Annotated in this window: 23 protein-coding genes; 5 read left to right on the top strand and 18 right to left on the bottom strand. The window is 72.1% G+C overall.

Features of this window, described 5'->3' with window-relative positions; translation table 11 throughout:
* Nucleotides 1–103 precede the first annotated feature (103 nt).
* On the top strand, nucleotides 104–1,030 hold the full coding sequence (locus C8N24_RS22665; RefSeq protein ID WP_147447937.1) for a HupE/UreJ family protein: 927 nt from the start codon (nucleotides 104–106) through the stop codon (nucleotides 1,028–1,030).
* Here the strand turns inward: C8N24_RS22665 and C8N24_RS22660 are convergent.
* The 5 genes from C8N24_RS22660 to C8N24_RS22640 are packed head-to-tail and all read right to left on the bottom strand — an operon-like array spanning nucleotide 936 to nucleotide 5,811.
* On the bottom strand, nucleotides 936–1,592 hold the full coding sequence (locus tag C8N24_RS22660; RefSeq protein WP_121254408.1) for an ATP-binding cassette domain-containing protein: 657 nt from the start codon (nucleotides 1,590–1,592) through the stop codon (nucleotides 936–938). The genes C8N24_RS22665 and C8N24_RS22660 overlap by 95 nt on opposite strands.
* Nucleotides 1,576–2,496: an ABC transporter ATP-binding protein gene (locus tag C8N24_RS22655; RefSeq protein ID WP_121254407.1), complete on the bottom strand. Its 921-nt coding sequence runs from the start codon at nucleotides 2,494–2,496 to the stop codon at nucleotides 1,576–1,578. Before C8N24_RS22655 ends, C8N24_RS22660 begins: the two co-directional genes overlap by 17 nt.
* A complete protein-coding gene (locus C8N24_RS22650) occupies nucleotides 2,493–3,323 on the bottom strand; it encodes an ABC transporter permease (RefSeq protein WP_211340114.1) in 831 nt (276 codons plus the stop codon). Before C8N24_RS22650 ends, C8N24_RS22655 begins: the two co-directional genes overlap by 4 nt.
* Complete coding sequence (locus C8N24_RS22645) at nucleotides 3,320–4,267, bottom strand: ABC transporter permease (protein ID WP_121254405.1); 948 nt, start codon at nucleotides 4,265–4,267, stop codon at nucleotides 3,320–3,322. The genes C8N24_RS22650 and C8N24_RS22645 overlap by 4 nt, the downstream gene beginning before the upstream one ends.
* A complete protein-coding gene (locus tag C8N24_RS22640) occupies nucleotides 4,267–5,811 on the bottom strand; it encodes an ABC transporter substrate-binding protein (protein ID WP_121254403.1) in 1,545 nt (514 codons plus the stop codon). The genes C8N24_RS22645 and C8N24_RS22640 overlap by 1 nt, the downstream gene beginning before the upstream one ends.
* A 120-nt stretch (nucleotides 5,812–5,931) precedes the next feature.
* Here C8N24_RS22640 and C8N24_RS22635 point away from each other — a divergent pair, with 120 nt between their 5' ends.
* Nucleotides 5,932–6,912, top strand: a complete 981-nt coding sequence (locus tag C8N24_RS22635; protein WP_121254401.1) for a HupE/UreJ family protein — start codon at nucleotides 5,932–5,934, stop codon at nucleotides 6,910–6,912.
* Here the strand turns inward: C8N24_RS22635 and C8N24_RS22630 are convergent.
* The 3 genes from C8N24_RS22630 to C8N24_RS22620 form a co-directional block, all read right to left on the bottom strand.
* Nucleotides 6,869–8,080: an MFS transporter gene (locus tag C8N24_RS22630; protein ID WP_121254399.1), complete on the bottom strand. Its 1,212-nt coding sequence runs from the start codon at nucleotides 8,078–8,080 to the stop codon at nucleotides 6,869–6,871. The genes C8N24_RS22635 and C8N24_RS22630 overlap by 44 nt on opposite strands.
* A gap of 8 nt (nucleotides 8,081–8,088) precedes the next feature.
* Nucleotides 8,089–9,663, bottom strand: a complete 1,575-nt coding sequence (locus C8N24_RS22625; RefSeq protein WP_121254397.1) for a calcium-binding protein — start codon at nucleotides 9,661–9,663, stop codon at nucleotides 8,089–8,091.
* Between the two features lie 83 nt (nucleotides 9,664–9,746).
* Nucleotides 9,747–12,158, bottom strand: coding sequence for a protein kinase domain-containing protein (locus C8N24_RS22620; RefSeq protein ID WP_121254395.1), 2,412 nt, complete (start codon nucleotides 12,156–12,158; stop codon nucleotides 9,747–9,749).
* Between the two features lie 162 nt (nucleotides 12,159–12,320).
* On the opposite strand from C8N24_RS22620, the gene C8N24_RS22615 reads away from it, so the two are divergent.
* A complete protein-coding gene (locus tag C8N24_RS22615; RefSeq protein WP_147447936.1) occupies nucleotides 12,321–13,106 on the top strand; it encodes a type IV toxin-antitoxin system AbiEi family antitoxin domain-containing protein in 786 nt (261 codons plus the stop codon).
* Here C8N24_RS22615 and C8N24_RS22610 read toward each other — a convergent pair.
* From C8N24_RS22610 to rpsA, 3 genes are all read right to left on the bottom strand, one after another.
* Nucleotides 13,099–13,656 carry a lytic transglycosylase domain-containing protein gene (locus tag C8N24_RS22610; protein WP_245971951.1) on the bottom strand — a complete coding sequence of 186 codons (558 nt, stop codon included), beginning with the start codon at nucleotides 13,654–13,656 and terminating at the stop codon, nucleotides 13,099–13,101. The genes C8N24_RS22615 and C8N24_RS22610 overlap by 8 nt on opposite strands.
* 96 nt (nucleotides 13,657–13,752) lie before the next feature.
* Entirely contained in the window at nucleotides 13,753–14,343 is a 591-nt protein-coding gene (gene coaE / locus C8N24_RS22605; protein WP_121254389.1) for a dephospho-CoA kinase, read from the bottom strand.
* A complete protein-coding gene (rpsA, locus tag C8N24_RS22600; RefSeq protein ID WP_121254387.1) occupies nucleotides 14,343–15,692 on the bottom strand; it encodes a 30S ribosomal protein S1 in 1,350 nt (449 codons plus the stop codon). The genes coaE and rpsA overlap by 1 nt, the downstream gene beginning before the upstream one ends.
* A gap of 87 nt (nucleotides 15,693–15,779) precedes the next feature.
* Here rpsA and C8N24_RS22595 point away from each other — a divergent pair, with 87 nt between their 5' ends.
* Nucleotides 15,780–16,928 carry an NAD(P)/FAD-dependent oxidoreductase gene (locus C8N24_RS22595; protein ID WP_121254385.1) on the top strand — a complete coding sequence of 383 codons (1,149 nt, stop codon included), beginning with the start codon at nucleotides 15,780–15,782 and terminating at the stop codon, nucleotides 16,926–16,928.
* Between the two features lie 8 nt (nucleotides 16,929–16,936).
* Here C8N24_RS22595 and C8N24_RS22590 read toward each other — a convergent pair whose 3' ends face one another.
* From C8N24_RS22590 to polA, 6 genes are read right to left on the bottom strand one after another with little or no spacing between them, the layout of a single operon-like run.
* Entirely contained in the window at nucleotides 16,937–17,434 is a 498-nt protein-coding gene (locus C8N24_RS22590; RefSeq protein ID WP_121254383.1) for a ferritin-like domain-containing protein, read from the bottom strand.
* Between the two features lie 38 nt (nucleotides 17,435–17,472).
* Nucleotides 17,473–17,640 carry a hypothetical protein gene (locus tag C8N24_RS34225; RefSeq protein ID WP_170179324.1) on the bottom strand — a complete coding sequence of 56 codons (168 nt, stop codon included), beginning with the start codon at nucleotides 17,638–17,640 and terminating at the stop codon, nucleotides 17,473–17,475.
* A 49-nt stretch (nucleotides 17,641–17,689) separates the two neighbouring features.
* The gene (locus C8N24_RS22585) at nucleotides 17,690–18,922 is read right to left on the bottom strand and encodes an aminotransferase family protein (protein WP_121254381.1); all 1,233 of its coding nucleotides are present in this window, start codon (nucleotides 18,920–18,922) and stop codon (nucleotides 17,690–17,692) included.
* A gap of 8 nt (nucleotides 18,923–18,930) precedes the next feature.
* The gene (locus C8N24_RS22580; RefSeq protein ID WP_121254379.1) at nucleotides 18,931–19,770 is read right to left on the bottom strand and encodes an alpha/beta hydrolase; all 840 of its coding nucleotides are present in this window, start codon (nucleotides 19,768–19,770) and stop codon (nucleotides 18,931–18,933) included.
* Complete coding sequence (locus C8N24_RS22575) at nucleotides 19,767–20,504, bottom strand: SRPBCC family protein (RefSeq protein ID WP_121254377.1); 738 nt, start codon at nucleotides 20,502–20,504, stop codon at nucleotides 19,767–19,769. Before C8N24_RS22575 ends, C8N24_RS22580 begins: the two co-directional genes overlap by 4 nt.
* A gap of 33 nt (nucleotides 20,505–20,537) precedes the next feature.
* Complete coding sequence (polA, locus tag C8N24_RS22570; protein ID WP_121254375.1) at nucleotides 20,538–23,135, bottom strand: DNA polymerase I; 2,598 nt, start codon at nucleotides 23,133–23,135, stop codon at nucleotides 20,538–20,540.
* Nucleotides 23,136–23,313: 178 nt separating this feature from the next.
* Here polA and C8N24_RS22565 point away from each other — a divergent pair, with 178 nt between their 5' ends.
* Entirely contained in the window at nucleotides 23,314–24,909 is a 1,596-nt protein-coding gene (locus C8N24_RS22565; RefSeq protein WP_121254373.1) for a hypothetical protein, read from the top strand.
* Between the two features lie 592 nt (nucleotides 24,910–25,501).
* On the opposite strand, the gene C8N24_RS22560 is transcribed toward C8N24_RS22565, so the two are convergent.
* On the bottom strand, nucleotides 25,502–26,008 hold the full coding sequence (locus C8N24_RS22560; protein WP_121254371.1) for an SRPBCC family protein: 507 nt from the start codon (nucleotides 26,006–26,008) through the stop codon (nucleotides 25,502–25,504).
* Nucleotides 26,009–26,024 lie beyond the last annotated feature (16 nt).

Genomic DNA, 26,024 nt, shown 5'->3' with positions numbered 1-26,024 from the left:
CGCGGCGAGTCTTTCGTGAGAGAACTCTGAGCCCGTTACGGACTCGTGACGTCACGACCCGGTAACAGGACGATCACGACCCGCTGAGAGAGTGGCGGCCGTCATGAGACCCGCCGTCATCGCCCTGCTGCTCGCCCTGCTCCTCCACGCGACCGCCGCCGCGGCGGTGGACCGGCCCGGCGTGGCCGAGATCCGTCAGGACGGCACTCGGATCTCCTGGGTGCTCGGCATCCCGGGCGAGGAGCTCACCAGCCTGGCCGGTGGCGAGACCAAGGAAGAGATCGCCGGCTACCTGGCGAACAACCTGCGGCTCTCGGTCGACGCGGAGTCCTGCCCGGGCGGCATGCACGAGGCGACGCCCGTGCGCCGCGACGGCGTGGAGCCGTATGCGCGCGTGGAGATGCGCTTCTCGTGCCCGCAGGAGGCCGGCACGTTCGCCGTGATCAACGAGACGCTCGTCGCCAGCGCCACCGACTACGCGCTCGGCGGCGCCAGCGGCATGTTCCGCTTCGACGCCGACCACACGCTGCTGGAGTCGACGAGCCCGAAGTTCCCGCGCTGGGTGCGCGACGGCTTCGAGAGCCTCGTGACCGGGTGGGAGCACGTGCTGTTCCTCGCCATCCTCCTGCTCGGGGCGCGCACCGGGCGCGAGCTCGCCCTGCTCGCCGGGAGTGCCGTCGCGGCGACGCTGCTGGCGCTGGTGCTGGCCGTCGAGGGCGTCGTGAACGTGCCCGAGCGGACGATCGAGCTGGTGACCGTCGCCTCGGTCGTCGCGGTCGCCGCGCTGCCGGTGCTGGGGATCTCCGGCCGCGCGCAGCTCTGGGCGGTGTTCGCGCTCGCGCTCGCGCACGGCCTCGCGCTCGCCGTCCAGGTGCCCACCGGCGACGCGCTCCTCGGCTTCGCCCTCGGCGTCGTCGCCGCCGAGGCGCTCGTGATCAGCCTGGCAGCAGCGCTCCCGCTCGCATGGCGAGCACTCGGTCGGACGCCTGGTGCACCAGCACCGCGTCGTGCGCGATCAGCAGAACGCTGAGCCCGAGCTCGTCGCGCAGCTCGAGCAGCACGTTCATCACCTGCGCGCGGACGGACACGTCGAGCGAGGAGACCGGCTCGTCGCAGACGAGCACGTCGGGCGCCGAGGCGAGCGCGCGGGCGATGCCGATCCGCTGGCGTTGACCGCCGCTGAGCGCGCGCGGGTGGCGCGCGGCGAACGCCTGCGGCAGCCCGACGAGCTCGAGCAGCTCGCCGACGCGGGCCACGCGCTCGGCGCGGTTGCCCAGGCCCGCCAGCTGCAGCGGCTCCTCCAGCGTCCTCCCGATCGTCCAGCGCGGGCTGAGCGACGACTCCGGGTCCTGGAACACGAGCTGCACGCGCCGGCGCAACGCGCGGCGACGCGGGAGCAGCTCCTCGCCGTCGAGGAAGACGCGGCCGGACTGCGGACGCTCGAGCCCGACGATGACGCGCGCGAGCGTCGTCTTGCCACAGCCCGAGTCGCCGACGAGCCCGAGGATCTCCCCGGGCGCGAGCGTGAGCGACACGCCGTCGACCGCGGTCACCGCGCCGAAGCGCACACGGACGTCATCGACTACGAGCATGGGTCCTCACGTGGCAGGAGACGCCGTCGACCAGCTCGGGCCGCTCGGCCGTGCAGCGGTCGACGGCGAGCGGGCAGCGCGGCGCGAAGGCGCAGCCCGCGATCCGCGTCGTCAGGTCGGGCGGCGCGCCGTCGAGCCCGACGAAGCGGGTGCCGGGCGCGGCGTCCGCCGTCGGGACCGCGGCGAGCAGGCCCTGCGTGTACGGGTGCTCGGGCGCGTCGAGGACGCGGGTCGCCGGGCCCTGCTCGACGATCCGGCCGGCGTACATCACGGCCACGTCGTCGGCCATCCGGGCGACCACGCCGATGTCGTGCGTGATCAGCAGCAGCGCGAGGCCGAGCCGCCGCTGCAGGTCGGCGAGCACGTCCAGGACCTGCTCCTGCATGCTCGCGTCGAGCGCGGTCGTCGGCTCGTCGGCGATCAGCACCCGCGGCTCGCCGGCCAAGGCGCCCGCGATCATCGCCCGCTGGAGCATGCCGCCCGACAGCTCGTGCGGGTAGACGTCCGCGGCCCGCGCCGGGTCCGGGAGCCCGACGAGGTCGAGCAGCTCGATCGCGCGGGCCCGGCGGGCCCGGCGCGGCAGCCGCGCGGCGTCGACGACCTGCGCGCCGACGCGTCGGAGTGGGTTGAGCGCGCTCGGCGGGTCCTGGAAGACCACCCCGACGTCGCTCCCGAGCACCGGCGGGGCGCCGTCGAGCGTGACGCTGCCGCCGATGTCCGCGCTCACGCCCGGCGGGAGCAGGCCGAGCGGCGCGAGCGACATCACGGTCTTGCCGGAGCCGCTCTCCCCCACGATCGCCAGCGTGCGCCCCGGCTCCAGGCGCCAGGACACGTCGTCGACCGCGTGCACCGCGCCGCGCGCCGGGTACAGCCGGACCGTCAGGTGGTCGGCGACGAGGGTCACGCCAGCGCCTCCGCGCGCCGGCGGACGAGCCGGCGCCGGGAGAGCGGACGCGGCACGCGGTCCAGCGCCACGCGCTCCCCCGCGAGGTTGAAGCCGATGACGAGCAGGGTGAGCGCCAGCCCCGGGAAGATCACGAGACCGGGGCTCGTCTCCATGAACGGCAGCCCGGCGACGAGCATCTGCCCCCACTCGGGCGTCGGCGGCTGCACCCCCAGGCCGAGGAAGCTGAGCGTGGCGACCGAGACGACGATGAACCCCGCGTCCGCGGTCGCGTAGACGAGCACCGGCCCGAGCGCCGCCGGGATCAGGTGCTTGCGCAGGATCCAACTGCGCCGCGCGCCCATCAGCTGGACGGCCTCGATGTACGGCCGGCGATGGACGGAGACGATCAGCGTGCGCGAGAGCCGTGCGTAGGCGGGCCACGCGGCCAGCATCAGGGCCAGCACCATGTTGGTCACGCCCGGACCGAGGAAGCCGAGGATCGCGAGCGCGGTCACCAGGTTCGGGATCGCCAGCGCGACGTCGGTGATGCGCATCAGCACCTCGTCGACGATCCCGCCGCGCAGGGCGGCGATCGAGCCGACCAGCACGCCGAAGCCCAGCGCCCCGGCCAGCACGAGCGCGACCGCAGTTAGCGACGTGCGCGCGGCGTGCAGCAGCCGCGAGAGCGTGTCGCGCCCGAGGTCGTCGGTGCCGAGTAGGTGCGCCGCGCTCGGCCCTTCGAGCACCGCGTCGAGGTCCGTGTGGTCCGGCGCGTACGGCGCCAGCTCAGGCCCGAGCAGCGCGAGCAGGGCGAAGCTCGCCACGATCACCAGCACGCCTCTCACGCCAGCCCCTCCGCGACCGCGCGCCGCAGCCGCGGGTCGATCGCCCGCGTGGCGATGTCCACGACCGTGTTGATGGTCACGAACAGCGCGGCGAACAGCAGCAGCCACGCCTGCAACACCGGGAAGTCGCGGAACTTGACCGCCTCGAGGAAGTAGATCGCCGCGCCCTGCCACGAGAACACGGCCTCCACGACGATCGCACCGGTGATGATCACGCCGACCTGCGTGGCGAGCGCGGTCAGCGTCGGCACGGCGACGTTGGGCAGCGCGTCGCGCAGGACGGTCCGGCGGCGCGAGCGACCGCGGCTGATCGCCGTGGTGACGTAGCGCGACGACACGGCCTCGGCCAGTCCGACGCGGACCACGCGCGAGAGCACGGCGCCGCTCGCCAGGCCGAGCGTGACGCACGGCAGCAGCCACGAGCTGGGCCCGCTCACGCCCTCCGCCGGCAGCCACCGCAGCGTGACCGCGAACAGCAGCACGAGCAGCGCGCCGAGGTAGAAGCTGGGGATCGAGACCGCGGCGAGCGCGGTGGCGCGCGAGAGCCGGTCGTGCAGGCCGCTCGGGAAGAGCGCGCCCAGCACGCCCGCGCCGGCGCCCGCGAGCAGGGCGAAGAGCGTGGCCCCGATCACGAGCAGGGCGGTCGTCGGCGTGCGCTCGCGCAGCTCGGCCCAGATCTCGCCGTTGGTGCGCAGCGACGTGCCCAGGTCGCCGCGGGCGACGTCCCCCAGCCAGTCGAGGTAGCGGACCGGCAGCGGACGGTCCAGGCCGAGCTCCGCGCGGACGCGCTCCACCATCTCGCGGTCGGCGCCGAACGAGCGCCGCTCGGCGACGATCTGCGCGGGATCGCCCGGGGCGAGCGTCACCAGGGTGAAGACGGCGACGGATGCGACCGCGAGCACCAGCACCGCGGTCGCGATCCGGCGGGCGATGAAGCGCGCCATCAGCGGACCGGCAGCTCGTACTCGGTCGCGGGCAGCCTCAGCTGGGCCACGTCGTCGCCGTGCGCCCAGATCCGCTGCGTGTACACGAGCGGGACGAACGCCTCCTGCTCGCGCAGGTAGGTGTAGATCGCCTCGAACGCGGGCTCGCGCTCGTCGCCGGTGGCCGCGAACGCCGTGTCGATCAGCGGATCCAGCGTCTTCGCGTCCATGAAGATCTTCCCGTCGACGCCGATCTCCGTGCGGCTGTCGAACACCGCGCCGAACGAGCCGTACGGGTCGTAGGGCGCGGCGTAGGTGGCGTAGAACGCGAGGTCGTAGGCGCGCTTGGCGATCTCCTTGTGGCGCGTCGCGTGGTCCACGAGCCGGACCTCGACCGCGATGCCGATCTCCTTCAGCGCGCTCTGGATCACCTCGCCCATCGCGCGACCGCCGGGGATCGCGTCCTCGGACGTGAGCAGCGTGACCTTCAGCGGCTTCTCGGGCCCGTAGCCGGCCTCCTTGACCAGCGCAGCGGCCGCGGCCTTGTCCACCGGCGGGATCGCCTGCCGCGCGCCGGACAGCGGGACCGAATCCGGGAACAGGTTGCCGGCGGGCTCGCCGAAGCCGAAGTACAGGGCCTTGGCGATCGCCTTGCGGTCGATCATCTTGTTGACCGCCGCGCGCAGGCGCTGGTCGTCGAACGGCGCCTTGGCCTCGTTGAAGCCGAGGATGAGCGTGCCCGTGCCGGTCTCGGTGACGAGCTTCACGTTCGAGGCCTTCCTCAGCGCGAGCGCGTTGCGCGGCGTCAGCGGCGCGGTGAACTCGCCGCCGATGACGTCCACGTCACCCGCGCGCAGGGCGCTCAGGCGCGTCTGCGCGTCCGGGATGACGTCCAGCTCGAGCCGGGCATGTGAGGGCTTGTCGCCCCAGTAGCGTTCGTTGCGCGTGAACGCGGCGCCGTTGCGGTCGGAGTGCTCGAGCACCCACGGGCCCGTGCCGACCGGCTTGACGTACAGGCCCTCGGCGTCGACCGACTTCGGGCTCAGCAGCCGCACCGGACGGACGTAGGCGAGCTCCTGCAGCGCCGGCGGGTACGGCTGCGACAGCTCGAGCGCGAACGTCCGCACGTCCACGACCTTCATCGCCTTGAAGGCGCGTGACAGGCCGAGCCACTCGGTGTCCTCCTTGCCGGCCCAGCGCTTGAAGTTCCACTCGACCGCGGCCGCGTCGACCGGCGTGCCGTCGGTGAAGGTCACGCCTTCCCGCAGCGTGAAGGTGTACGTCGTGCCGTCCTCGGCGACCTCCCACGACTCGGCCAGGCCGGGCTCGATCTCGCCGTCCTTCGCGTACTTGACCAGCCCCTCGAACAGCAGGTCCTGGACGTAGAACTGCCCGGCGTAGTCGTGCGGGTCCAGGTTGCCCGCGCGCTGGCCGACGGCGACGCGGACGGTGTCCGCACCCGCCGTCGCCGCCCGCGGCGAGCCGCCGTCGGAGGACGAGTTGGTGGCTCCGCAGCCCGCCAGGACGAGCGCGGCGACGGCGATGAGAAGGACGTGAGGGCGCATGACGATGCCCCAGTCCAGCCTCCGCCGAACGGCAACTCGTGAGCATCGTGTGAACGCGAGATGGGATTATCAACTCGGTAACAGCCGTCCGGCCGATCAGGTGATCAACTGCGGGCCGCCATGAAACGCCTCCTGTTGCTCGCCGCCCTGGTGCTGCTCTTCCCGTCCAGCGCCTCGGCGCACTTCACGACGCAGGGCTACCACGACATCGTGCAGGACGGGCACCGGGTCGACTACGTGCTCGGGCTCGAGGAGGAGGCGCTGTACACGCTGGCCGACGGCAAGGACCAGGCGGCGTTGTCCGCCTACCTGCTGCCCCGGGTGCGCGTCTCCAGCGACGGCGTCCGCTGTGCCGGCGCGCTGAAGGGCTTCTCGCCGGAGCGGCGCGGCGGCGTCGCCTACCTGCGGCTCGTGCTCGCCTACGACTGCGAGAGCGCGTCGGGGCCGTTCGCGGTCCGCAACGCCGTCCCGAACGAGAGCCTCGCGCGCTTCGAGCTCGGCGGCCAGACGGGCACGTTCCTGTTCGACCCGGACAACCTGGTGCTGCGCGCCGACGACCCGCCGTCCTTCCTGCACTTCGTCGAGGAGGGCGTCGAGCACATCGTGGGAGGCTGGGACCACGTCGTCTTCCTCGTGATCCTGCTGCTGGGCGCGAAGACCTTCCGCGACGTGGTCAAGCTCGGCACGACGTTCACCGTCGCGCACTCCGTGACGCTCGCGCTCGCGGTCCTCGGCGTGGTCGACGCCCCGAGCGAGGTCGTCGAGCCGCTGATCGCCGCGTCGATCGTCTACGTGGCGGCGATGCAGGTGCTGGGCGTGGAGAACGACCGCAAGCTGATCGTCGTGTTCCTGTTCGGCCTCCTGCACGGGCTCGGGTTCGCGGGCGCGGTGACGTTCCCGGGCGGCACGCCGATCGTCAGCGCCCTGATCGGGTTCAACGTCGGCATCGAGGTCGGGCAAGCGCTGATCATCGCCGTCGTGTTCCCGCTGCTGCTGTGGTCGCGCCGCTTCGAGTGGTCCAAGCTCGCGCACGCGTCGGCGGGGTCCGCCGCCGCCGCTATCGGCCTGTTCTGGCTGTCGCAGCGGGTGTTGGGCGGCTGATCCGCGCTTCCATCGCGGTCAGCGGCAACGTGAGCGCGAGCGCCAGCCCCGCGAGCGGCAGCGCCGCGACGATCCACATCACGGTCTCGAGCCCAGCGTGGTCGGCGACCGTGCCGAACAGCGCCGCGAACACGCCGCCGACGCCGATCGAGAACCCGAGCGTGACGCCGGACGCGATCCCCAGCCGGCTCGGCAGGTACTCCTGCCCCATCACCACGGACACGCTGAACGACATCACGGTCACGAAGCCGATCCCGGCCAGCACGATCCCGGCGACGACGCCGTTCGGCGCGACCATGAACGCCGTCAGCAGCGGGATCTGGGCGACGATCGAGCCGACCAGCACCTTGCGGCGCCCGATCCGGTCGACGAGCCGGCCGCCGACGAGCGTCCCGACCGCACCCGCGAACAGCATCGCGGCGAGCGCCGTGTTACCGCTCGCCTCGCTGAACCCGTAGGTGTGGATGAGCCACAGGGGTGCGAACGACTGCAGGCCGAAGTAGATCCCGGAGCGGATCGAGACGACGCCGGCCAGCGTGCTGAAGGCGCCCCACTGGTCGCTTGAGTGGTCGGCCTTCCCGGCCGCGACCTTCTGCGCGGCCGAGGCGCTGCGCGCCTTCAGGTGCGGCAGCTCGAAGGCCAGGAGCACCGCCGCGACCGCTGGCAGCACGGCCACGATCAGCGTGCCGTTGAGGCCGACCGCGAGCACGGCGGGCGTGATCAGGACGGGCGCGAGCGCGAAGCCGGTGTTCCCGCCGACGCTGAACAGGCTCATCCCGGTGCCGCGGCGCGAGCCCGAGGCGTAGTTCGCGTACCGCGCGCCCTCCGGGTGGAAGGCGGCGACCCCGAGGCCGCCGAGCCCGACCAGCACGCAGGTGAGCGCGAAGCTGTCCGCCACCCCGGCGCCCGCGATCCCGACCGCGGCGAGCGCGACGCCGACCGGCATCAGCCACGCGAGCTGGAGGCGGTCGCTGAGCGCGCCAAACACCGGCTGGATGATCGAGGAGCCGATCGTGACCACCAGGAGCAGCGCGCCCGCGGCGCCGAACGAGTAGCCGCGCTGCGAGACCAAGAACGGGATCAGGGCCGGGATCGACCCCTGGCACAGATCCGCCGCGGCGTGGCCACCTGCGAGGGTGGCCAGTCCGCGGCGGTCCAGATCCTGCATGCGCTACATCAAAGCACCAGCTTGAGCTTCGCCTGCACGTCCTTCCCGGCCGCGCTCGAGACGCGGGCGTTGACGCTGAGCGGCTTGCGCTTGGACGGCTTCTTGGAGACCTTCACCTTGATCGTCTTCGTCTCGCCCGCCTTCAGCGTGTAGGCGGCGCGGCCGATCCGCTTCGCCTTGAGCGTGAGGGTCACGGTGCCCGTGCAGCCCGCGCTGCCGGCGGGGCAGCTGAGCTTGACGGCGGCGGCGCCCCGCTTGACCTTGGCGGTCTTGCCGACGACCTTGCCGGCGCCGGGCGACGGTGCCGGGGCGGGCTTCGGCGCGTCGACGGACTCGACGTCGACCGTCGTGTCCACGGCGTCGACGACCGCGCGGTCGGTGCCGGAGCCGCCGAAGAAATGGCCCGCGGCGGCGTCGCGCACGTTGAAGACGTCGTCGCCGGCGCCGCCGTCCGCGACGATCGGCAGGCCGGTGCCGGGCGAGGCGGTCAGCGTGTCGTTGCCGCCGAGCGCGTTGAGCTCGAAGAACTCGGCGCCGGCGATGCTGAGGTTGAACGCGACCTGGGTCAGGCGGTCGTAGCGGACACGGCCGTTCTCGGGCCTGATCGTGGAGACCTCGTCCGCGCCGCTGAGGTTGACCTCGACGCGGTCGACGCCGTTGTCGCCGTTCATCAGGTCCGAGCCGTCGCCGTTGTTCCAGACGGTGGTGTCGTCGCCCTCGCCGCCATTGAACGTGTCGCCGCCGCGGTCGCCGATCAGGCGGTCGCCGCCGCCCGCGCCGTTGAGCGTGTCGTTGCCGTCGCCACCGTTGACGACATCGGCGCCGTCGCCGGTGGTGATCACGTCGTCGCCGGAGCCGCCGTCGATCGCCATCGGCAGCGACACGCCCGGGTCGGTGACCAGCGTGTCGTTGCCGCCGAAGCCGTTGATCGCGAGCCGGTCGACGTCGGTGATGTCGATGCCGAACGTGACGGCGGTGATGCGGTCGAAGCGGAAGCCGGTCGGCGTGGCCTTGACGGTCATGCCGTCCGTCACCTGACTCGCGTTGACCTGGGTCTCGTCGACGCCGCCGCCGCCCGTGTTCGAGTCGGTGCCGTCGCCGTTGTTCCAGATCATCACGTCGTTGCCGGCGTCGCCGTTGATCGTGTCGCCGCCGCGGAAGCCGGTGATGCGGTCGTTGCCGTCGCCGCCGCTGATCGCGTCGGCGTTGTCGGAGCCGACGATGATGTCGTCGCCGGCCTCGCCGTTGAGCGTCGAGTTGTTCAGGTCCGCGGCGGAGAGGTTGATGGCGTCGTTGCCGCCGCCGAGGTTGGCCACCACGCCGACCGTCCCGCTGACGATCGGCTGCGCGTTCGGCTGGGTCGCGTCGAAGTCGGTGTTGTCGGAGAAGCCGTTGGTGGCCCCGAAGTTGTGGGTGAGCTGGCCCTGGGCGTTGACCGCGAGGATCACGTTGTCGTCGGCGCCGTCGCCGGTGATCGTCAGCGTGCCGGGCGCGGCCTGGAGCGTGACGGCGGCGTTGGCCGCTGCGGGCGCTCCGAGGACCAGCGCCGCGGCCGCGAGCGGGAGGAGGAGTTTCGGCTTCATGCCGGCTTAGACGCCGGCGGGCTCAGGCGTATTCCGGCCCTGGCGGGATCGTCGAAGACGCCTGTGGTGACCGCCGCCCGGCGCTACGGCCGGATGCGGGTCACGGTGGAGGATTCGTGGTCGGCCACCCAGACGGCGCCCGCGCCCGCCGCGATTCCGAGCGGCCCCTCGCCCACGGGGATCGGCGCGCCCTCGATCCGCCCGGTCCGCTCGTCGATGCGCGTCACGGTGTTGTCGTCGTGGTTGGTCACCCACACGCTGCCGAACCCGTGCGCGAGCTCACGCGGCTGTGAGCCGACCGTGATCGTGTCGATGACCTTCCCGGTCCGGCGGTCGAGTCGCGTGACGGTGCCGTCGTCGGCGTTCGCGACCCACGTCGCGGTGGTCGTCTCGACCACGCCGCGCGGGTTCGCCCCGACGCGGATGGGGCCGCCGACGACCTGCGCGGTGCTCGGATCGATCCGGTTCACGGTGCCGTCCTTCGCGTTGGTCACCCACACGAACCGGGGGCCGACGAAGATGCCCGCCGGTTCGCGGCCGACCCCGATCGGGCCGCCGACGAGCGCGGCCTCCGCCCGATCGACCCGGTTCACCGTGCCGTCGTTGCGGTTGGCGACCCACAGCAGCTGCTTGCCGAGCGCGATCGCCTCGGGCCGATCGCCGACGGCGACGCTCGCCGTGCGCTTGCCGTCCTCGAAGCGCGCGATCCGGTCCTCGCCCGCGACGCCGGCCCACACGACGCCCTTGCCGGCCGCCACGTGATCGGGCCGCGTGCCGACCGCGACCGGCGCGCTCGCGGCGTTCGTCTCGGGGTCGATCGTGGAGAGCGAGCCGCCGCCGTGGTTGGCGACGAACACCTCACCCCGCGACACCGCGACGCCGTCAGGGCGCTGCCCGACGGCGATCGTCTCGACGGCGGCCGCGGGCGCCGGGGTCGGACTCGCCGTGGCGGTGGCGGTGGCGGTGGCCGCGCCGACCGCGGCCGCGCGCGACGCGTCGTCGCCGGCCGTGACCGCGACGACGGTGGCGACCACGATCCCGACCAGCAGCACGAGCGGCAGCGCAGCGCCGACGATGATGCGCGACGAACGCCTCGTTTTAGTCACCGCACTGAGATCGCGGCCGGACGGCGCCGACGAGTCGTCGGCGGCCGACCGCGACGCGGCACCGGCCAGCGAATCGTCGGCGGCCGGGACCCGCGACACCGCGGCCGCAGCAGGGGCCGGCCGCCCCAGCGCGGCACCGGCCAGCGAATCGTCCGCCGGCGCGATCCGCGACACCGCGGCCGCAGCACGGGCCGACCGCCCCAGCGCGGCACCGGCCAGCGAATCGTCCGCCGGCGCGATCCGCGACACCGGGGGCGCCGGCTCGGGCAGCGCCGTGCCGCGCTCCATCGCGCGGGCGGCCGCCGCTCCGTACGCGGCCTCGTCCCAGGCGGCCGCGGCGCGGGCGAGGTCGTCGTTCGCCGGCGCGCGCGAGCCGGGCACGTCCGCGAGGGGCGCGCTGGTCCCGGCGGGCTCGCCCAAGCCCGCCGGGATCGGCGCCACGGCGGCGCTCGTCGCCCGGCTCGGGCCGGCCGCCCAGCCGGCGGTCGAGCCGAGCGGACGGGCCGCCGAAGGGGTGAGCGCGGCGAGGCCGACCGGCGCGGTGTCCCAGCCGGGGCGGGACGTGCCGCCGTGGACGGCCGCGGTGGCGGCGGCCGCGAGGGCGCCCGCCGACTGGAAGCGGTCCTCGGGGGCCTTGGCCATCGCACGCTCGACGATCGCGTCCAGCTCCGGGAGGTCCGGCCGCGTGTCGCTGACGAGCGGCGGCGGCTCGGTGATGTGGGCGTACATCTTCGCCATGTCGCCGCTGCGCGCGAACGGGACGCCGCCCGTCAGGAGCTGGAAGAGCACGCAGCCGAGCGCGTAGACGTCGGTGCGGGCGTCGGTCGCCTCGCCGCGGACCTGCTCGGGCGCGGCGTAGTCGGTCGAGCCGACGAACAGGCCGGTACGGGTCAGCCGGGTCTGCGTCGCCTCGCGGGAGAGGCCGAAGTCGGTCAGGTACACATGGTCGCCCGGCCCGACGAGCACGTTGGCCGGCTTGACGTCCCGGTGCACGAGCCCGCGGGCGTGCGCCGCGTCGAGCGCCGCCGCGATCTGCGCCACCAGCCGCACCGCGCGCTCGGCGCCCATCGGCCCGTCCGCGCTCAGGTACGCGAGGTCGACGCCCTCGACGAACCGCATCGCGATGAACAGCTGCCCGTCCTCGGACGCGCCCGCTTCGTACAGCGGAATCACGTTCGGATGGTCGATCGCCGCCGCGGTCTCCCACTCGCGCCGGAAGCGTGCGCGGAACCCCTCGTCGTCGGCGAGCTCCGCCGTCAGCAGCTTGAGCGCCACCGGCCGGCCGAGCGCGACCTGCGTAGCGCGATAGACGACGCCCATGCCGCCACGACCGGCGAGGGACTCGATGCGGTATCCAGCGAGCGCGGTGCCCGGGGCGATGGTGTCCACGCCTCGTGAGACGCCTCGTCGCTCGCGCGTATTCCGCGCGTCTTTTGGCACACATCCTTGGCGAAGGCGTGTAGATCCGTTCACCCGAACGCGAGAGAGTCCGGGTTGGTGCCGAATAACCGACGACAGGTGACGCTAGATCGGCGAATCCCCTCGCCGGAGGTGGAGATCGCCACGATCGCCGGCCGGCAGCACGGGATCGTGACGATCGCGCAGCTCCTCGCCTGGTACAGCGAGGCGACCGTCCGACGGCGCGTCCGCGAGGGGCGGCTGCACCGCGTTCACCGCGGCGTCTACGCCGTCGGGCACGCTGGGCTCTCGCGCGAGGGGATTTGGCTCGCCGCGGTGCTCGCGTCCGGCGCGAACGCCGCCCTGAGCCACCTCTCGGCCGCAGCCCACTGGAAGGTGTCGCGTTGGCCCGTCTGCCTCACCAGCGTCGTGACCGTCTCCAAGCACGCGCCCGACGGGGTCGACGTCCACCGCACCACGCACCTCGACGCGCGAGATGTGACGGTCTGGCGTGGCATACCCGTGACCAACGTCGCGCGGATGCTCGTCGACCTCACCGACGTCCTTACGGCCCATCAGCTCGCATACGTCATCCATGAGGCCGAGTTCAGGCGCATCTTCAGCGAGCGCGCCACGCACGCGGCCATGGACCGCGCGCGGGGGCGGCGCGGGCTCGGGAAGCTCAAACGGGCACTCGAGCTTCACGCCGACGGCTCAGCCGGCACCCGCAGCGCGAAGGAGGACGCGTTCCTCGAAGGCCAACTGGTCGAGCCGCTGGTCAACACGAGGATCGAGGTCGACTTCCACTGGCCCGACGAGCAGCGCGTGGTCGAGGTCGACGGCCACGGTCACCGGCGCCAGGCGACGCGCCGGGAGGACGCGCGCCGCGACGCGGCGCTCCGGCAACGCGGCTGGAGCGTCGAGCGTCGAGCTAGTTGAGGCCGAGCTCGGCGGCGTGGTGCGCGCGGTACTCCTTGCGTGCGCTGAGGACCCGGGTCACGTAGTCGCGGGTCTCCTTGAAGGGCACGTGCGACGCCACGCGGAACTTCTCGCCGCGGGCGGCGGCGACCGCTCGCCACTCGTCGACCTTGCCCTCACCGCCGTTGTAAGCGGCCAAGGTGAGGATGGTGTTGCCCTTGTACTTGTCGAGCAGGTAGCGCAGGTACCAGGTGCCGTAGGCGATGTTGATCTGGGGCGTAGCCAGGTCGGTCTGCGTGAACTGGGTGCCGCCGGACTTGTGGGCGATGTAGTCGGCGGTGTCCGGCATGAGCTGCATCAGGCCCGTGGCGCCGACCGGGGACGTCTGGTTGCGGAAGCGCGACTCGGTGTATATGACGGCCGCGATCAAGGACGCGTCGACGCCCTTGTCGGCCGCCTGCTGGCGGATGATGTCCTCGTGGCGGAGCGGGAGCTGGATCTCGCGCACGACCTGGTCGGCCGGCTTGACGAGGCTCATCACGGCGACGCCGATCACGAGGAAGCCCAGCATGAGGTAGAGCCGCCGCTTCCACACGCGGGCACGTGAGACACGGCGCCCCCGAGGCGCCGGACGAGATCGGGCTCTGGTCGCAGGCTGCGCAGACATCTATGGGTTCAGCTTCGCAAGAACCCCCGACAGCTCCTGCTCCAAATCGCGCAAACTGCCGGAGTTCTCTACAACGTAGGTCGCTCGGGCCGCTTTTTCACCCTGTGAGAGCTGCCGGGCTGTGCGTTCGTCCAGGGCCGCGTGGCCCCGGGCACCGGCGCGAGCGGCGCGCACCGCCTCGTCGGCCACGATCGCGATCGTCGCGTCGTAGTTGCCTTCGAGCCCTGCCTCGAAGAGCAGGGGCGTCTCGACGACCAGCGCGAGCGGCGCCGGATCACGTGGGGCCGCGCGCCACTCGGCGACCCGCTGCCCGACCAGCGGCCACAGCAGTCCCTCCAGCCAGCCACGCTCATCATCGCTGGCGAAGGCGAACTTCGCGACCGCGCGCCGGTCGACGCGCCCATCGGCCACGACCGACGGCCCCCACCGGTTCACGACGGCATCGCGAACCGACGGGTCCTCATACAGGTCGTGGACGACCTGGTCGGTGGAGATCGTCGCCGCGCCGAGACGGCTCAGCGCGGCCAACGCCTCCGACTTGCCCGCGCCGATGCCGCCCGTCAGCCCGACGAACGGCGGTGGCGCGGTCACTACTCCTGCGTGGGCTCGGGCTCCTCGGCGGGAGCTTCGGCCTCGGTCTCGGCGGCAGCCTCGGGGGTCTCTTCGACCGCGGGGCTCTCGGCGACCTCCGACTCGGCGGCGACGTCGGCCTCCGGGGCCTCCGCGGCCTCCGCAGCGGCAGCCGCCTCGGCGTCCGCAGCCGCGTCGTCCGCCGGCGAGGGCGTCTCGGCGAAGACGTCCTCCGACAGACCCAGCTCGGGCATGTCCTCGAGGTCGCCCGCATCCGTCACACCTTCGGTGCGACGCGGCAGGACCTGGCCCTCGACCCGCTTGATCGAGAGCGAGAGGCGGCGCCGCTCGGAGTCGATCTCGAGGATCTTGACCTTGACCTCGTCGCCCGGCGCGACGATCTCGCGCGGGTTCTCGACGTGCTGCTGAGCGAGCTCGGAGATGTGCACGAGGCCCTCGACACCCTCGAGGATCTCGACGAACGCACCGAACGCGACGACCTTGGTCACCGCGCCCTCGAGCTCGTCACCCACGTGGTAGGTGTCGACGACGCGCTGCCACGGATCCTCCTGGGTCTGCTTGAGACCCAGCGAGATGCGCTGGCGATCGCGGTCGATGTCCAGGACCTTGACCTCGACGGTCTGGCCGATGGACAGGATCTCGCTCGGGTGGTTGACGTGCGACCACGAGAGCTCGGAGATGTGGATGAGTCCGTCGATGCCGTCCAGGTCCACGAACGCGCCGAAGTCGACGATGTTCGAGATCTGGCCCTCGATGATGAGGCCCGGCTGCAGTCGCTCAAGGATGGCCTGACGCTGTTCCTTGCGCTCCTCTTCAAGCACCGCGCGACGTGAGAGGACCACGTTGTTTCGCGAACGGTTCAACTCTATAACTTTGGTCTGGATCGTCTGACCCAGGTACTCATCCAGGTTCGGCACACGGCGGATGTCGACCAGCGACGCGGGCAGGAAGCCGCGCACGCCGAGGTCCACGATCAGGCCGCCCTTGACGACCTCGATGACCGCGCCGTTGACGGGCTCGCCGGAGTCGGCGGCAGCCTCGATCTTGCGCCAGGCGCGCTCGAAGCGGGCGCGCTTCTTGGACAGGATCAGGCGGCCGTCCTGATCCTCCTTGGTGAGAACGAGAGCGTCGACCTCTTCGCCGAGCTCCACCTCCTCGTTGGGATCGACCGACTTGCGGATCGAGAGCTCGTTGTTGGGGATGACCCCTTCGCTCTTGTATCCGATGTCGACCAGGACTTCGTCCTTGTCGATCCGCACGACCTTGCCCGTGACGACATCGCCCTCTTCGAAGGGAACGATGGTGGCGTCGTAATTCGGGACGATCTTGCCGTCGATTTCGAGGAGCATCCCGTCCGAGCCCTCGACGACGCGAGCTTCAGGGATGGCAGGGGGAGTGAGCGTGGCTTCCATTAGCAGCCGGATACTGTAGCGGTAATGCCCGTACGAGCCACGAAGCGCGGAGCCGCCCGCGTCCCTTTCCCAACCGGCGCGGACGCTGACGTCCTGATCTGCGGCGCCTCCTTCGCAGGCCTCACTGTCGCACGCGAGCTACGCGCGACGGGCGCGCGCGTGCTGATCCTGGACCGGTACGAGATCGGCGAGCGGCAGACCTCGGCGTGCGCCGCGCCGACCGAATGGCTGCGCAACCTTGGCTTGGAAGCGTCGATCCGGCAGACCTTCGACTCGCTGCTCGTGCACACGCCGCGCGTCGGCAAGGCGCGCTGGCCGCTGCCGTTCACGTTCAGCACGTTCGACTACCCGCAGCTCTGCGACCTGCTGTTCGAGCAGACGGGCGAGGCGGAGTTCGACACGGCGAAGGTCATCTCCCGAACAGGTCAAACGGTGAGCACGGACCGGGGCGACGTGACCGCGCCGCTGATCGTCGACGCGCTCGGCTGGCGCCGCGTGCTCGGCGTCGGCGACAACTTCCAGCCGCCGGACGCCCCGCTGAGCCGCGGGCTGGAGGTCCATCCCAAGGGCACGGGCGACGACCTGGAGCTGTGGATCGACCCGCGCTACGTCGACGCCGGCTACGGCTGGGCGTTCCCGGCCGACGACGAGGTCCGCATCGGCGTCGGCTCCTTCGACCCGCACGACCCGGTCAAGCAGCCGACGCTGCGCCTGGTCGAGGACGTCAACCAGTCGCCCGACGGCTACCAGGGCAACTGGATCCCCCACCGCATCCGTCCCGCCACCGAGGACGGGATCTTCTTCGCCGGCGACAGCGCCGGCCACTGCATCCCGCTCACCGCGGAGGGCATCCGCACGGCGTTCTACTTCGGCATCGCGCTCGGGCGTGAGCTGCGGGCGGTGCTCGAAGGCCGTCAGGACAAGTGGGAGGCGCTCTCGCGCTACCACGAGTTCAGCGCGAGCCACAAGTGGAAGTTCGAGTCGATGTACCTCGCGCAGCAGTCGATCCGGCACCTGCACGGCCGGCCGCTGGACAACGTGACGCGTGCGTTCACGCGCGGGCGCATCTCGCGCTGGGCGTTCCAGAACTACCTGGAGATCGCCCCGCCGAGCTACGCGGTCCCTGCTCCCCCCGCCGCCGCGGTGCCGGCAGCGGAGGAACAGGCCGCTTAGCTAGCGGCTCACTCGTACTCGGAGAGGTACCGCTCGAACGTGCGCAGGTGGTTCTCCTCATCCCGGAGGATGTCGATGACCATGTCCTGCGTGGCCCAGTCGACGCCGTCACAGGCCTCGATGATGCGCGTGTAGTGCTCGATCGCGCCGGCCTCGGCCTCGATGACGCCCTTGATGACGGAGACCACGTCGGTCCCGTCCTCATGGGTCTGGAGGTAGGTCTGCTCCGGCGTGAAGTCCATCGAGCCGGGAGGCGTGCCGTACAGATCCTTGATCCGCTCGGCGAACAACTTGGCGTGGCCGAGTTCCTCGGTCACGTCGTTGGCCAGGTTCTCGGCGATCTCCTCGGCGCGCACGCCATCGAGGTTCGACGAGTTCGAGAGGTAGGAGATGACGGTCTCCATCTCCATCCAGTACGCCTTCGTCAGGAGCTGAACGATCTCCTCACGCTTGGCGGCGTTGGCATCGCTCAGGATGCCGGCAGAAGCGTGTCGGGTAGTTGGCATGAGCCTCACACTACCCACACTTCTGGGTTAGGTTCGCCTTAGTCGGACTTGGCGCCCTGGGCGGCATCCCAAGCGGCGAACTGCCCCTCAGGAGTCGCCAGCCAGGCCTCCAGGTCCCGCTCGAACCGCAGCCAGCGGCGCGCGCGGAACCCGCAGGTGGGAAAGTCTTCAAGCTCTTCGGTCGGTGTCTCGACGGTCCAGGCCATTAGGTGGCCCTAACTTATCACGACCGCCGCGGTAGGTATTACCGACGCGCTACACGCGGTCGAGCCCGGCGCGTAGACCCTCGACCAGCAGGTCGATGTGCTCCTGCTCGCTGATCAGGGGCGGTGACATCGCGACGCCGCCGATCACGGCCCGCACGAGGACACCTTGCTCACGCGCACCCGCGACCAAACGCGCCGGCGCGGCGGCGTCCGCGTCCGGGTGCAGCCCGATCGCCGCGAGGAAGCCCAGCCCGGCGCGGACCTCGCCCACCGCGGGATGGTCGGCGAGCGTCGCCAGGGCGTCAGCGAGCGGACCCTCCAGCTCGCGACCACGCGGGATCAGGTCCTCGGCCTCGTAGATGTCGAGCACCGCGAGCGCGGCGGCGCACGCCGACGGGTGGCCGGCGTAGGTGGCGCCGTGGCGGAACATCAGCCCGCCCTGCGTGTAGTACGGCTCCGCGATCGTGTTCGACACGACCACGCCGCCGAGCGGCAGGTAGCCGCTGGTCACGCCCTTCGCGAACGTGATCATGTCGGGGCGCACGTCCTCCCAGCGCTCGACGCCGAACCACGTGCCCAGGCGCCCGAAGGCGCAGATCACGCTGTCGATCACGAGCAGGATGCCGTGCTCGGCGCACAGGTCCGCGACGCCCTGGATGTAGCCGTCGGGCGGCAGCAGCACGCCGCCCGCGCCGATCACGGGCTCGCAGAAGAAGGCCGCGACCTTGTCAGGGCCGACGCGGTGGATCTCCGCCTCCAGCGCCTCGAGCGAGTCGTACTCGACGACGCTCGTCTGCGGCACCAGCGGGCCCCAGTTGGTGACGTTGGGCTCGATGCCGCCGAGGCTCGTGCCGAAGCCGTGCGTGCCGTGGTAGCCGTGCGTGCGGCTGATCAGGTGCACGCGCTCCGGGTGCCCGGCGTTGACGAAGTGCCGGCGGGCGAGCTTGGCCGCGACCTCGATCGAGTCGCCGCCGCCGCTGGTGAGGAAGACCTTCGCGTCCTCGACCGGGGCGAGCTTGGCCAGCCGCTCGCCGACCGCGTTGGCCGGGCCGTTCGTGACGTCCCCGAACGTGTGATACGCCGCGAGCTTGCGCATCTGCGCGTCGACGGCGTCGGCGATCTCGGCGCGACCGTGGCCGAGGTTGGCGTACCAGAGAGAAGCGGTGGCGTCGAAGTAGCGACGATCCTCGGTGTCGTAGACGAAGACGCCTTCGCCCCGCTCGACCACGAACTCGCTCTTGGAGACCGCGGCCATGTCCGCGAACGGATGCCAGAAGCTCATAGGGCGGCTCAACCTAGCGCTTGCCGGACGGCCGCCGCGGCCTCGCGGACCGTCGTGCGGGCGATCTCGGTCGTCTGCCAGCGCCAGAAGCCGTGCACGGTGCCGTCGATGCGGCGCAGCTCGGCGTCCGGCAGCGCGGCCGCGTAGGCCTCGCCGTCGTCGCGCAGGACGTCGTGGCTGGCGGTGATCACGAGCGCCGGCGGCGCGGCCCCGAGGTCCGCCCGGAGCGGGGACACGTCCGGTTGCAGGCCGTCGGCGCCGTCCAGGTAGAGCTTGAAGAACCGGCGCATGCTCGCCGCCGTGAGGCCGAAGTCGCCGTCGAACTCGCTGTAGGACGGTGTGTTGAGGCCCGCGTCGGTGACCGGGTAGATCAGCAGCTGGAAGACGACGTTCGGGAGCTTGAGCGCCGCCACCGCGGCCAGGTTGCCGCCCGCGCTGTCGCCCGCGACGGCCACCGGGCCTTCGAGCGCGCGCACGACGTTCAGCGTGTCGTCGAGCGCCGCCGGGAACGGGTGCTCGGGCGCGAGCCGGTAGCCGACGCTCACCACGCGCGCCCGGGCGTCGCCGGCGAGCGCGCGGCAGACCGCGTCGACGCTGTCGCGGCTGCCCATCACCCAGCCGCCGCCGTGCAGGTAGGCGATCGTGCCCGTCGCCTCCGCGGGCTCGTACACGCGCACGGGCACGCCGGCGATCTCGTCGTCGAAGACGCGGTCGACGGGCACGCCCTCCCCCGCGAGCACCTCGGTCTCGGTCAGGTGCGCCTGCCGCGCCTGCTCGATCGGCACCTCATGCGCGGGCGGACCGTCGTCCGGCAGCGCGTCGAGGATGCGCTGGACCTCGGGGTTCACCTACGGATGATGCGGATGAGGACGAGCAGCGCGACGACGCCGCCGACCAGCGGCAGCGCGCGCTTGAGCACCGCGCCGCCGGCCGCCTCGCCCAGGTCCAGCACGTCCTCCGCCTGCCGCGGGGGCGGCGTGGTGGACGTCGGCGTGCCGGAGGAGGCGTCGGGGACCTTGGTCTCGGCCTCCGCGCTCGAGACGCCGCTCGAGGCGCTCGGCACGCCGGCGTCCTCGGTCTTGGGCGTGTCCGTCGGCTTCTCCTCGGTCGAGGCCGCCTCGGACTCCGCGGTGCCGCCGCTGAGCTGCTCGGCCAGGCAGTCGGCGAAGCGCTTCATCAGCTTCGCGGACACGTCCTGCATCACGCCGCGGCCGAACTGGGCGGCCGGGCCGGTGACGCGCATGTCCGTGACGACGGAGACCTTCGTGCCCTCGGGCGTCTCCTCCATCGAGGACGTGATCGTGGCGGAGGCACTGCCCTGGCCGCGCGCGTCCTTGGCCTGCGCGCGCATCGCGACCGTGTGGTTGGCCTCGTCGGCCTCCTGGATCTTGACCGTGCCCTTGTACTGCGCGGTGATCGGGCCGATCTTGAGCTTCATCGTGCCCTTGTAGGAGCCGTTCTCGTCCGTCTCCGGCTCGACGGTCGCGCCGGGCAGGCAGGGCGCCACGCGTGGGACGTCCAGCAGGAAGGCCCAGGCCTCGTCGATCGAGGCGGGGACGGTGAAATCGTTCTCGAGCTTCATGTTGAGCCTCCTCCTGGGTTCAGCAGCCGGAGACTACTTGGCCGCCAGCCAGTTGGGGCCTACCCCGGCATCGACCTCGAGCGGCGGATCCATGTCGATCGCGCCGACCATCTCGCGCGTGACGATCTCGGTCGCGCGGTCCATCTCCTCCGGCGGGCCCTCGAACAGCAGCTCGTCGTGGATCTGCAGGATGGTGCGGGTCTGCAAGCCGGCCGTGGCCAGCGCGTCGTGGCTGCGGACCATCGCGATCTTGATGATGTCCGCGGCCGTGCCCTGGATGATGCTGTTCGCGGCGAGGCGCTCGCCGAGCTTGCGCACGCTCCAGTTGCTCGCGCGCACCTCGGGGATCGGGCGGCGGCGGCCGAAGAGCGTGCTCACGTAGCCGTGCTCGACGGCCTGCGTGATCGAGTCCTTCATGAACTGGGCGACCGCCGGGAAGCGCTCCAGGTAGCGGTTGATGAAGTCCTCGGCCTCCTCGCGCGGGATCCGCAGGCGCTCGGACAGGCCGTACGCCGACAGGCCGTAGACGATCCCGTAGTTGACCATCTTGGCCTTCGAGCGCATCGCGACGTCCAGCTGGTCGGCCGGGAGCTCGAACACGGCGCTCGCGGTCTCGGTGTGCACGTCCTCGCCGCGCCGGAAGATGTCCTTGAGCACCGGCTCGTTGGCGACGTGCGCCAGCACGCGCAGCTCGACCTGGCTGTAGTCGACCGCGAGCAGCACGTTCCCCGGCTCCGGGACGAAGCAGGCGCGGATCTCGCGGCCGGTCTCCGTCCGGATCGGGATGTTCTGCAGGTTCGGGTTGATGCTCGACAGCCGCCCGGTCGCCGCGGTGGTCTGCTCGAACGTCGTGTGCAGGCGGCCGTCCTCGCCGATCCAGTTCGGCAGCGCGTCCAGGTACGTCTGGGCGAGCTTGGACAGCTCGCGGTACTTGATGATCAGCGGGACGATCTCGTGCGAGTCGCGGATCGACTCCAGCACCTGGTTGTCCGTGCTGAAGCCCGTCTTGCCGCGCTTCTTGCGGGGCAGGCCGAGCTTGTCGAACAGGATCGCGGCGAGCTGCTGCGGGGAGCCGAGCACGAACTCCTCGTCGGCGAGCGTCCAGATCTGGCGCTCGAGGTCGGCGACGTCGGCCCGGATCCGCGTGGCGACCGTCTCCAGCTGGCGCGTGTCGAGCTTGATGCCCTCCTTCTCGGTCTCGCGCAGGACGCGCACGAGCGGCAGCTCGACCGTGTCCAGCAGCTCCTGCAGGCCGCGCTCGACGATCAGCGGGCGCTGCTGCTTGGCCAGCTCGTGCGTGAGCACGGCGCGGGTGGCGAGCGCGTCGCCCGCCTCGGCCGAGATGCCGCGCTCCTCCGTGAGCTCCTCGAGCGGGTAGCCGCGGCGGGCGGGGTCGAGCAGGTAGGCGGCGATCGCGGTGTCGAAGACGAGGTTGCCCGGGACCTCGGTGAGGGCCTTGGCGTCGTGCGCGATGACGGCGCGGTCGCCGACCGCGGCGACGACGTCCGCCGGGCTGTCCACCTCGCCCGAGAGCGCGATGTTCCCGCCCGCGTAGGCGGCGAAGCGCCACTTGGGCTCGCGCGGGATCAGCTCGCCCTCCGGCACCTCGGGCGGGAGGATGGCCAGCGCGAGGAACTCGCCCTTCAAGCGGGTGATGTCGCCGGGGTTGCGCGCGAGGCCGGTCTTGACCTCGACCTTCTCGAGGTCGGTCGGGCGCGGGATCGCCTCCAGCTCGGCCTCGGCGAGTGCCTCCTCGAGCCGGCGGAGCGGGTCGCGCAGCTCCCAGTCGCGGAAGACCTGGCGCAGGTTCGTGCGGTCGGGGGTCTTGGTGAACTCGGCCTCGAGGTCGATGTCCACCGGGACGTCGCGGACCATCGTCGCGAGCAGCTTGCTCATGCGCGCGTTGTCGGCGTGCTCGGTGAGGTTCTGCTTGCGCTTGGCGCCGGTGATGTTGTCGATGTTCGACAGGACGCCTTCGAGGTCGCCGAACTTCTGCAGGAGGTCGGCGGCGGTCTTGTCGCCGATGCCCGGGACGCCCGGGATGTTGTCGCTCGTGTCGCCCTTGAGGCCGATGAAGTCCGGGACGAGCTCCGGCGGGATGCCGTAGCGGTCGATCACGGCCTGCGTGTCGTAGACCTTCGTGTCCGTGACGCCGCGCGAGGTGGACATGATCCGCACGCCGTCGGTGACGAGCTGGTAGGCGTCGCGGTCACCCGTGACGACCATGACCGGGACCCCGCGCTCCTTCGCCTGGACGGTGAGCGCGGCGATCACGTCGTCGGCCTCGTAGCCCTCGACCGAGACGTTCGAATAGCCGAAGGCCTCGACGAGCGGCTGGAGATGCGGCCACTGGAGCTTCAGCAGGTCGGGCCGCGACGAGCGCTGGGCCTTGTAGTCGGCGCTGATCTCCTTGCGGCCCGACAGGCCCGCGTCCCAGACCACGACGGTCGGCACCTGGCCGTAGTCCGTGAGGATCTTCACCAGCATCGACGCGAAGCCGAAGATGGCGTTGGTGGGGCGTCCGTCGGACGTCGCGATCGACTCCGGCAGGGCGAAGAACGCCCGATACGCGAGGCTGTTGCCATCGATCAGGAACAGCTCGCGTGGGGTATCTCCGTTGCCTCCGGCCATCAGGTAAACACTAGTCGTAACCCGGTCGGAAATGAGTGCCGAAACGGGGCGGTGGGACCGCTATGCTGGCGACGCGGCTTCCCGGTGCTTTGCCGCGCCCGGACGCCTTGCTCTGCGCGCACTTCTCTCTCTCAGCGAACTACGCGGCGCGCCCCACCAGCAGCCAGAGGTCCATCACATGACCGAGACGCCCTCCCCCGAGGATCAGAAGCCCGAGACCGCCACGACGCCCGCGCCCGCGGCCTCAGAGGGGAACGGCGATCCGGCCCCCGCGGTGACGCCCGAGGAGGCCACGGCTGAAGCGGCCGTCGCCGCCGACGCCCCGAGCCTCGACGAGCCCACCGCCGCCGTGACGCCGGCCGCCACGTCCGCCGACGAGGAGGCGCCCGCCTCCACGCCGGTCGCCGACGCGGTCGACACGCCGTCCGGCGTGAGCGAGGACGCTCCGGCCGCGGCCGAGTCGTCCGAGCCCGCCCCGGCCGGTGACGCGTCCTCGGACGTGCCCGTCGAGACGCCCGCCGTCGAGTCGCCCGCGCCCGCGGGTGACGCCGCGAGCGATGCGCCCGCCGCCGGCGAGGCCGCCAGCGAGGCGACCGCGGACACGCCCGCGACGACGTCCGAGGCCGCCGCCGACGCTCCGGCCGCCGACGCCGGGTCCGCGACTGACGCTCCCGCTGCTGACGCCGCTCCGGCCGCTGACGCGCCTGCGGCTGACGCCCCCGCTGCTGACGCCGCTCCGGCCGCCGACGCTCCGGCCGCTGACGCCCCCGCTGCTGACGCCGCTCCGGCCGCCGACGCCGCGCCCGCGGCTGACGCTCCGGCCGCGGATGCTTCCGCTCCCGCCGAGGCGACCGCGGACACCGGCACCGCCGCCTCCGCTCCCGCGGGCGAGGCTGCCGCGCAGGCGCCGCGTGGCGACCGTCCCCCGCGTCAGGGCGGCCAGGGCCGCGGCGAGCGTCCCGAGCGTCCGCGCCGTCGCCGCCTGACCGCGGCTGAGCGGCACCGTCGCACGTTCTTCGCGAAGCTGACCGAGCTGCGCAAGGCCGAGCAGGCCGCGCTCGAGGCCGGCCTCGAGCCGCCGTCGGACGACGAGGCCCCCGTCGAGGAGGTCGCCGCCGCCGCCGAGGGCGCCGAGCAGCCGGTCGCCGAGGGCGAGGAGCAGCCGCAGGCCGAGCAGCAGCAGCAGGCTCCGCAGGCTCCGGCCACCTCCCCGTCGCGTTCGTCGCGGGCGCAGGCGCGCCTTGCCGCGGCGATCGAGCGCGTCGGCGGCCCCGAGGCCGTCCTCGAGGCCCTGCAGCCCAAGCGTCGCGACGACGGCGAGACCATGAAGTGGTCCTCCGTCTGCGCCGAGCAGGCCCAGGGCGTCAAGGCCGGCGACCCGGTCTTCACCGCCTGGGTGCGCCTCGCGGCCACCCCGGTCCGTGACGTCAAGGCGATCGTCAACCCGCGCCCCGCGTTCGATCGCGGCGGCCGCGGCCGTGGCGGCCAGGGCGGCCGCGGCGGCGGACGCGGCCAGGGCGGCGGCGGCTACGGCGGCGGCCGTGGCGGCGGCGGGTACGGCGGCGGCCGCGGTGGCCGTGGCGGCTACGACCGCGGCGGCGCCGGCCGTGGCGACATCGAGCAGCACGGCCGCGACGGCGGCTTCAGCTCGCGCGTCCGCATCATCGGCCTCGAGGCCCTGCAGGACGCCGTCTCCAACAACGCCCCGGCCGAGCCCGAGGAGGGCAACGGCAACGGCGCCGAGACCGGCGCGGCTGAGAAGCAGAACTCGTAAGTAGGTTGCGTTGAGCGCCGCGGTGCCCTTCGGGGTGCCGCGGCGTTTGCGTTTAACGGGCGGGTGGGCGTGGAGCTCCGCGCCCGAGGTGTTGGAGTGCGTTGCCGCGTCCGGGGAGCACACCGTCGGGCGTCGCGTCAAGCAACTCGCGCTTCGCGGCGAGCCGCTTGACCCACCGCGGCCGGCGCGCTCTGGGCTGGTCAGGCCGGCTGGGGCCGGCAAGCCCCCGCGCGGGGCCAACCCGCGCCCGCGGGCTCAGCCGCACCGAGCGTGCACTTTCGCACCGCACAGGTGGAAAAGTGAACACTCGCGTGGCCCGTGCCACGCGAACGTCGAGAAAACGACCGCATAGGTACACAACTCGACGTTCGCGTGGCAGAGCCGGCCGGCGAACGCGCGAACGGGCCCGCGCCCGGGCGCACCCGGCGCAGCCGCTCACCCGCACAAGAGCGCACCGGCCGCGACGGGTCAAGAAACCCGTGACCACCGCCCAGCAGCACCACACCGCTCGCGCACGGGTTTCTTGACGCGACGCCCGACGGTGTGCTCCCCGACGCGCACGCATCCCGCCGCGCGCCACCTGAGCTGAGCGCTACGCGGGTGGCGGCGGCCCGATCGCCGACGCCTCAGGCCCGAACGCCTCGACGTACCGCGGGTGCACCGCCGCCCACACACCGTCGGGCGACTCCACCCCGTCCAACGACGCGCCCAGCGCGGTCAGGCACGCGTGCCATCCGGCGGCGTCGCGGGCGGCTTTGCCGACGTCGTCGAAGCGGTTGATCAAGGTCAGCACGCACCCTGCGCCGTCGGCGACGAGCTCCAGGCGCAGGGTCTCGGGTCCCTCCCACTCCAGCTCCATCACGGACTGCGGGGTGAACTCGACCATCTGGCCGTCGAAGGGATCGCCCTCCCCGTGGCGGAAGACGAAGCGGAGCGGCGCGCCGGTCTCGCGCGGGCCTTCGATGTCGAACGGGAACCAGGCGGCGAGGCCGGACGGCTCGGTGATCGCGCGCCAGACGACGTCGACCGGATGGTCGAGCGGGCGTTCGAAGCGCAGCTCGAAGCGGCCGTCGCGCTCGAGAAGGACTCCGTCTTTCATGCCCGACAGGTTATAT

This window comes from Solirubrobacter pauli (assembly GCF_003633755.1).
Classification (GTDB): domain Bacteria; phylum Actinomycetota; class Thermoleophilia; order Solirubrobacterales; family Solirubrobacteraceae; genus Solirubrobacter; species Solirubrobacter pauli.
The sequence above is the reverse complement of the archived record's forward strand: the minus strand, read 5'-3'. Positions and strand labels throughout refer to the sequence as shown.